The sequence below is a fragment of the Actinomadura sp. NPDC048032 genome (assembly GCF_040653175.1).
In the GTDB taxonomy this organism is placed as follows: Bacteria; Actinomycetota; Actinomycetes; order Streptosporangiales; family Streptosporangiaceae; genus Spirillospora; species Spirillospora verrucosospora.
Genome location: NZ_JBEZJP010000412.1, coordinates 1 through 7,388, shown reverse-complemented (window position 1 = coordinate 7,388; position 7,388 = coordinate 1). Strand labels below are relative to the sequence as shown.

The 7,388-nt window shown below is 73.1% G+C and carries 7 protein-coding genes and 1 pseudogene; all 8 read left to right on the top strand.

All coding sequences use genetic code 11. The features are described 5' to 3' along the window. Positions 1 to 97: 97 nt before the first annotated feature. On the top strand, positions 98 to 916 hold the full coding sequence (locus tag AB0C69_RS34750) for a dihydroorotate dehydrogenase electron transfer subunit (RefSeq protein WP_360359375.1): 819 nt from the start codon (positions 98 to 100) through the stop codon (positions 914 to 916). Then, positions 913 to 1,893, top strand: a complete 981-nt coding sequence (locus AB0C69_RS34745) for a dihydroorotate dehydrogenase (RefSeq protein WP_345184746.1) — start codon at positions 913 to 915, stop codon at positions 1,891 to 1,893. The genes AB0C69_RS34750 and AB0C69_RS34745 overlap by 4 nt, the downstream gene beginning before the upstream one ends. Continuing rightward, positions 1,890 to 2,591, top strand: coding sequence for an orotidine-5'-phosphate decarboxylase (pyrF, locus tag AB0C69_RS34740; protein ID WP_345184744.1), 702 nt, complete (start codon positions 1,890 to 1,892; stop codon positions 2,589 to 2,591). The genes AB0C69_RS34745 and pyrF overlap by 4 nt, the downstream gene beginning before the upstream one ends. 771 nt (positions 2,592 to 3,362) lie before the next feature. After that, positions 3,363 to 3,689 (top strand): integration host factor, actinobacterial type, encoded by a 327-nt coding sequence (gene mihF / locus AB0C69_RS34735; protein WP_131739210.1) that lies wholly within the window; start codon positions 3,363 to 3,365, stop codon positions 3,687 to 3,689. Positions 3,690 to 3,804: 115 nt separating this feature from the next. After that, positions 3,805 to 4,371 carry a guanylate kinase gene (gmk, locus tag AB0C69_RS34730; RefSeq protein ID WP_089312392.1) on the top strand — a complete coding sequence of 189 codons (567 nt, stop codon included), beginning with the start codon at positions 3,805 to 3,807 and terminating at the stop codon, positions 4,369 to 4,371. A gap of 27 nt (positions 4,372 to 4,398) precedes the next feature. Next, positions 4,399 to 4,653 (top strand): DNA-directed RNA polymerase subunit omega, encoded by a 255-nt coding sequence (gene rpoZ / locus AB0C69_RS34725; RefSeq protein WP_131950118.1) that lies wholly within the window; start codon positions 4,399 to 4,401, stop codon positions 4,651 to 4,653. A 154-nt stretch (positions 4,654 to 4,807) separates the two neighbouring features. Then, complete coding sequence (gene coaBC / locus AB0C69_RS34720) at positions 4,808 to 6,049, top strand: bifunctional phosphopantothenoylcysteine decarboxylase/phosphopantothenate--cysteine ligase CoaBC (protein WP_360359369.1); 1,242 nt, start codon at positions 4,808 to 4,810, stop codon at positions 6,047 to 6,049. 125 nt (positions 6,050 to 6,174) lie between these two features. Further along, a pseudogene (gene metK / locus AB0C69_RS34715) lies at positions 6,175 to 7,278 on the top strand (methionine adenosyltransferase); the annotation flags it as partial. Between the last annotated feature and the right edge of the window lie 110 nt (positions 7,279 to 7,388).

Sequence of the window (7,388 nt, the reverse complement as noted above, 5' to 3'; positions counted from 1 at the left end):
GGCGACGATCGTGGCGCCCAGCGCGGCGAGCCCGGCGGCGCCGCCCGCGTGGTCGTGCGTGACGTAGACGGTCCGCCAGGTGCAGGACTACCGCGCGATGACGCTGGTGGCCCCGGCCATCGCCGAACGGTTCAGGCCCGGCCAGTTCGTGGCGCTCGCCGTGGGCGGCGAGCACACGTCCCGCCTGGTGCGCCGCTGCATCGGGGTGCACGAGGTCAAGTCCGACTACGGCGGCACCGTCGAACTGGTGTTCGCCGACACCGAGCCCGGCACCGCCTGGCTCGCCGGCCGCCGCTCCCGCGACCAGCTCGACCTCGTCGGGCCGCTCGGCCGCCCGTTCCGGCTGCCCCGCGATCCCGTCACCTGCCTGCTCGTCGGCGGCGGGCCCGGCGGCGCGGCCGTCTTCGCGCTGGCCGACACGCTGCTGCGGCGCGGCTGCCAGGTGCACTTCGTGCTCGCCGGCGCCTCCGCCCGGCAGGTCTTCGGGTCCCGCATGGCGCAGCGCATCGGCGACAGCGCGGCCGTCGTCACCGAGGACGGGTCGATGGGGGAGAAGGGCACCGTCCGCGACGTGCTGCCCCGCGTCATCGAGGAGACCGGCGCGGACGTCGTCTACGGCTGCGGCCCCACGGCCCTGCTCCGCTCGGTCACCCAGATCGCCGGCGACTTCGGCCTTCCCTCGCAGGTGTCGGTCGAGGAGTTCCTCCAGCAGACGGGCGCGTGCGGCATCGGCGTGTGCATGACGTGCATGCTCCCCGTCCACGGGGAGGACGGCGTGACCCGCATGGTCCGCGCCTGCGCGGACGGCCCCGTCCTGCGCGGCGACCGCGTCCGCTGGGGCGACCTCGGAACCATCCCGTTCGACGCGCTCGGCGCGCCGCGCGTCCTGAGCGTCTCTGAAGGGGGCTCGCAGTGAGCGATCGGGTCACGACCACGCTCGGGCCTCTGGAACTGCCCAACCCGGTCCTGACGGCCTCCGGGTGCGGCGGGACGGGACGCGAGCTCGCCCAGTTCTTCGACCTCACCCGCCTCGGCGCGTTCGTCACGACGTCGGTGATGGCGCAAGCGCGCGCGGGACGTCCCACACCGCGGGTGACCGAGACCCCGAGCGGCCTCCTGACCGCGATGGGCCTGCCCGGTCCCGGCGTGGAGACCTTCCTGGAACGTGACCTTCCCTGGCTGATCGAGCAGGAGGTCCGCACGATCGTGTCCGTCGCGGGCAGCAGCGTCGAGGAGTACGGCGACCTGGCGCGCCGCCTCCGCAACGTCCCGGGCGTCGCCGCGATCGAGGTCAACGTCGCCTGCCCCAACGTCGAGGACCGCGGCCGCATGTTCGGCTGGCACCCGGCCGCCGCGGCGTCCGTCGTGCGGGCCGTGCGCGCGCACGCCCGGCCGGGCGTGCCCGTCTTCGCCAAGCTCGCGCCCGACGTGACCGACATCGTCGGCATCGCGCTCGCGTGCGTCGACGCGGGCGCCGACGGCCTCACCCTGATCAACACCATGGAGGCCATGGCGATCGACCCTCAGACGCTGCGTCCGGCCCTCACGGGCGTGTCCGGCGGCCTGTCCGGGCCCGCCGTGCGGCCCGTCGCGGTCCGCTGCGTCTACCAGGTGCACGCCGCGCTGCCCACCACCCCGATCATCGGCGTCGGGGGCATCGCCACCGGCCTGGAGGCCCTGGAGTTCATCCTCGCCGGCGCCTCCGCCGTCGCCGTCGGCACCGCGCTGTTCCACGACCCCCTGGCCGGCCCGCGCGTCCTGCGCGAACTGGAGGAGGCGCTCGCGGCCCGCCGCATCGACCGCCTCGCCGACGCCGTCGGCCTCGCGCACAAGCCCGCCGGGTACGTCCCGCCCCAGGTGCGCCGGCAAGAGCCCGAGAAGGAGAAGCTGTGACCGCCCCCATCGCCGTCGCGCTGGACGCGCCCGACCTGGAGACCGCCGCGCGCTGGGCCACCCTGGTCACGCCGCACGTCTCGACCGTCAAGGTCGGCCTGGAGCTGTACCTGCGGTACGGGCCGGACGTCGTCGCCAGCGTGCGGGGCGCCAGCCGCGTCCAGGTGTTCCTCGACCTCAAGCTGCACGACATCCCCGCCACGGTCCGCGGCGCCGCCCGCGCCGTGGCGCGCCTCAAGCCGGCCTACCTGACCGTGCACGCCGCCGGGGGGCCCGCGATGATCCGCGAGGCGGTGCAGGCCGCCCCCGCCACCAAGATCGCCGCGGTGACGGTCCTGACGTCCCTCAAGGACGCCGATCTCACCGCCGTCGGCCTCGCGGGGCCCGCCCCCGACGCCGTCCGCCGTCTGGCCGTCCTCGCCGTCGAGGCGGGCGCTCAGGCCCTCGTGTGCTCCCCGCAGGAGGCCGCCGCCGTCCGCGCCGAGGTCGGTCCGGACATCACGCTCATCACGCCCGGCGTCCGCCCCGCGGGCTCCGGCCACCAGGACCAGGCCCGCGTCGCCACGCCCGAGGACGCCCTGGCCGCCGGCGCCGACCTGCTGGTGATCGGCCGTCCCATCACCGCCGCCCCCGACCCGGGCGCCGCCGCGGCCGCGATCGCCGCCGCGCTGCGCCGCACGTCCGCCGGCACGGCCTGAACGCGGTTCCGCGGCGCTCGGGTCCGTGCGCCGCCCGCGCCGGGACATGCCTCGGCGCGCCATTGGTTCGCGAGCGCGCAGAACCGCTTTGTGGGTGAGTTTTGCGGCACGGGTGAACGCGAATGTGGTTTTAGTCGCATGCGAATGCGAGGACGGGAGTCGCCGCTTTGCGATACGTGCCGAACGGCGAACTCGTTCACGCGGAGGGTCGATTCCGGACCGGGGGGAGTCTCCGGACGGGGCGGCCGGCGTCTCCGCGTCCATGGGGCGCCCTGGCGGCGGGCTGGGGGGAGCTGGTGCGGTGCGGGCGTCCTCCGGGCGAGCGGACGATCTTGGCGGGTGTTGTCGAGGATGACAGTAACGGTGCCGGGGCGACGTGCGGAACGGCGCGGCGTGACGAGTGTCACTCGGTCGGGATCGTTTGTGGGAGGCCCCGCCGCGCCGCCCCGGCGGGGCTCCGGAGGGCGGTGGCGGGACCGTGGCGGCGCGGGCTCCCGGAGGCGCGAAGCGCAGCGGCGGAGCGGTGCTGGGTGCCACAAATGCGGTCAGAACGGGCGGTTTTTCACGATCATGCGAAAGTCCCAGCAAGGCAAGGGGATGCGGCGCCGAGGGGTCCGAGTTGGGTACACTCTGTATTCAGGACACTCCGGGGAGTGATTTTCGTGAATTTGTGGCGGGCTAAACGGCACTTCACGTTGCCTTATGGGTGGTGAACTCGCTAGTTTCCCAACCCGTCCGACTCCGTCGAGTGGAAACCTGAGGTGACCCGGCGTGGCTCTTCCGCCCCTAACCCCCGAACAGCGCGCCGCAGCCCTGGAGAAGGCTGCCAAGGCTCGCAAGGAGCGGGCCGAGGTTAAGAACAAGCTGAAGCACGGGGGAACCTCGCTCGCCGAGGTTCTCAAGGATGGTCAGTCCGACGACGTCATCGGAAAGATGAAGGTGTCGGCCCTTCTGGAATCGCTGCCCGGTGTGGGCAAGGTCCGTGCGAAGCAGATCATGGAGCGCCTGGGCATCGCCGAGTCCCGCCGTGTGCGGGGCCTCGGCGCCAACCAGCGCGCATCCCTGGAGCGTGAGTTCGGCGGAAGTGCGAACCGCTGACGCGCGACTCACGGGCGGGCGCGGCGGCCAGGCCGCCGCGGCCGGCTCGGGGCGACCCGCAGACGGCACCATCCCGCCCGGCTCCGGCGCACCCATCGCTGCGCCGGAAGGCTCCATGCCGCATGGCCCGCTCGCGCGGCGGCTGACGGTCCTGTCCGGACCGTCGGGCGTCGGCAAGAGCACGGTCGTCGCCGAGATCCGGCGCTCACACCCCCGGGTGTGGCTGTCGGTCTCGGTGACCACCCGGGCTCCCCGCCCGGGTGAGACCGACGGTGTGCAGTACTTCTTCGTCGACGACGCCGGTTTCGACCGGCTCGTCGCCGAGGGGCAGCTCCTCGAATGGGCCGAGTTCGCGGGCAACCGCTACGGCACCCCCCGCCGGCCCGTCGAGGAACGCCTCGCCCGCGGCGAGCCGGTGCTGCTGGAGATCGACCTCCAGGGCGCCCGGCAGGTCCGCCGCTCCATGTCCGAGGCCCGCCTGGTGTTCCTCGCTCCCCCCAGCTGGGAGGAGCTCGTCCGCCGCCTCACCGGGCGCGGCACCGAGCCCCCCGAGGTCATCGAGCGCCGCCTCGACGCGGCCCGCGTCGAGCTCGCCGCCGAGAAGGAGTTCGACGTCACGCTCGTCAACACGTCCGTGCAGGACGTGTGCGACGAGCTGCTAGCCTTGATGGCTGACCAGTAGCCTGTTCAACCTACGGAAGGCCACCGAGTGGCAGTCAGCAACGAGGGCATCACCAACCCCTCGATCGACGAGCTCCTTGAGGTCGTCGACACCAAGTACGGCCTCGTGAGCATCGCGGCCAAGCGCGCCCGGCAGATCAACGCCTACTACGCCCAGCTGGGTGAGGGCCTGCTGGAGTACGTCGGCCCGCTCGTCGAGACGCAGGTCCAGGAGAAGCCGCTGTCGATCGCGCTCCGCGAGACGCGCGAGGGCCTCCTGAACGCCGAGCCCATCGAGGGCTGAGGCTCCCGAGGCGCCCGGCTCCGCTCACCGGCCCGGGGTCGCCGTCTCCGGCGGCCGCGTCCGCGGCGGCTTCCGGGAGGCATCTCCGGACCCCGGTGCGGATACGCCCACCCCGGGAGGAGAGCGGGCGGCGCCTGATGGGATCGTGGGCGACATGACCTCCCCCAAGCCGCGCGTCGTGCTCGGAGTGAGCGCGGGCATCGCCGCGTACAAGGCGTGCGAGCTGCTCCGGCGGCTCACCGAGTCGGGCCACGACGTCACCGTCGTGCCGACCGCGGACGCGCTCCGCTTCGTCGGAGAGCCCACCTGGGCCGCGCTGTCCGGCAAGCCGGTGTCCCCACGGGTCTGGGACGGCGTCGCCGAGGTCCCGCACGTCCGGCTCGGCCAGCAGGCCGACCTGGTGTTCGTCGCACCGGCCACCGCGGACCTGCTCGCCAAGGCGGCCCACGGCCTGGCCGACGACCTGCTGACCAACACCCTGCTCACCGCCCGCTGCCCCGTCGTGTTCGCGCCCGCGATGCACACCGAGATGTGGCAGCATCCGGCCACGCAGGCCAACGTGGCGACCCTGCGGGAGCGCGGCTCCGTCGTCGTCGAGCCCGCGTCCGGCCGCCTCACCGGCAAGGACACCGGGCCCGGCCGGCTGCCCGACCCCGCCGAGCTGTTCGAGGTCGCCCGGCACGTGCTGGCCCGCGGCGCCGACGGCCGCGACCTCGCCGGACGGCACGTGGTGGTCTCCGCCGGGGGCACCCGGGAGGCCATCGACCCCGTCCGCTTCATCGGGAACCGCTCGTCCGGCCTGCAGGGCTACGCGCTCGCCCGGACCGCCGCGGCGCGCGGCGCCAGGGTGACGCTCGTCTCGGCGAACGTCGCCCTGCCCGACCCGGCGGGCGCCGAGACCGTCGCCGTCGGATCGGCCGAGGAGATGCGCGAGGCGGTCGTGGCGGCCGCCGGAACGGCGGACGCGGTCGTCATGGCCGCCGCCGTCGCCGACTTCCGCCCGGCCGACTACCGCGGCTCCAAGATCAAGAAGGCGGAGGGGGCGGAACCCGAGCCGATCCGCCTCGTCAAGAACCCCGACATTCTGGCCGAGCTCGGCCAGGTCCGGCGGCCCGGCCAGGTCGTCGTGGGCTTCGCGGCCGAGACCGACGACGTCCTCGCCAACGGCCAGGCCAAGCTCGCCCGCAAGGGCAGCGACCTTCTCGTCGTCAACCAGGTCGGCGAGAACCTGACCTTCGGCCGCCCCGACAACGCCGCGGTCATCCTCGGCGCCGACGGGTCGCGGACCGAAGTGCCCCGCGGGGCCAAGGAGGCGCTCGCCGAGGTCGTGTGGGACCTCGTCGCCGCACGGCTGGATCGCACGCCGCCGGGCGCGCGTCCGGGCGAAGGGCGCTGATCCCGCTAGACTTCTGGTCCTAACATCGTGGGGAACCCATGGCGGGGGGCGGCGTCCCTCGCCGAACTCGACAAAGAATCCGTTCTGCGACGTCAGTCAGCAGCCGCTGCAAGGAGTTCACGTACGTGTCTCGCCGCCTGTTCACCTCCGAGTCGGTGACCGAGGGTCACCCGGACAAGATCGCGGACCAGATCAGCGACGCGATCCTCGACTCGATGCTCAAGGACGATCCGAAGAGCCGGGTCGCCGTCGAGACGATGATCACGACGGGTCAGGTGCATGTGGCCGGTGAGGTCACCACCGAGACCTATGTGGACATCCCGGGCGTGATCCGGGAGAAGATCCTGGAGATCGGCTACGACTCGTCCAAGAAGGGCTTCGACGGCCACTCCTGCGGCGTGTCGGTGTCCATCGGCGCGCAGTCGCCCGACATCGCGCAGGGCGTGGACGACGCCTACGAGTCCCGCGAGGGCGAGGGCGTCGACGACCTGGACCGGCAGGGCGCCGGCGACCAGGGCCTGATGTTCGGCTACGCCACCAGCGAGACCCCCGAGCTGATGCCGCTGCCGATCACGCTGGCGCACCGGCTCGCCCGGCGCCTGTCGGCGGTCCGCAAGAGCGGCGACGTGCCCTACCTGCGCCCCGACGGCAAGACCCAGGTCACCATCGAGTACGACGGCGACCGCGGCGTCCGCCTCGACACCGTCGTGGTGTCCAGCCAGCACGCTCCCGACATCGACCTGAAGGAGCTGCTCGCCCCGGACGTCAAGGAGCACGTCGTCGACCCGGTGCTCGCCGAGTTCGAGCTCGACACCGAGAACTACCGGCTGCTGGTGAACCCCACCGGCCGCTTCGAGATCGGCGGCCCGATGGGCGACGCCGGCCTCACCGGCCGCAAGATCATCGTGGACACCTACGGCGGCATGGCCCGCCACGGCGGCGGCGCCTTCTCCGGCAAGGACCCGTCCAAGGTCGACCGCTCCGCCGCGTACGCGATGCGCTGGGTCGCCAAGAACATCGTCGCCGCGCAGCTCGCCGACCGCGCCGAGGTCCAGGTCGCCTACGCGATCGGCAAGGCCCACCCGGTCGGGGTGTTCGTGGAGACGTTCGGCACCGAGAAGGTCGCCCCCGAGAAGATCGAGAAGGCCATCGGGGACGTCTTCGACCTGCGCCCGGCCGCGATCGTCCGCGACCTCGACCTGCTCCGCCCGATCTACTCGCAGACGGCCGCCACATGCCCGCACGCGAGATCCGCGCCCGCCACGACCGCGACTCGATCACCGTCTACCAGGTAGAGCGGCGGTTACCGGATCGGCGCCGGGGAGATCGAGAACGCGCT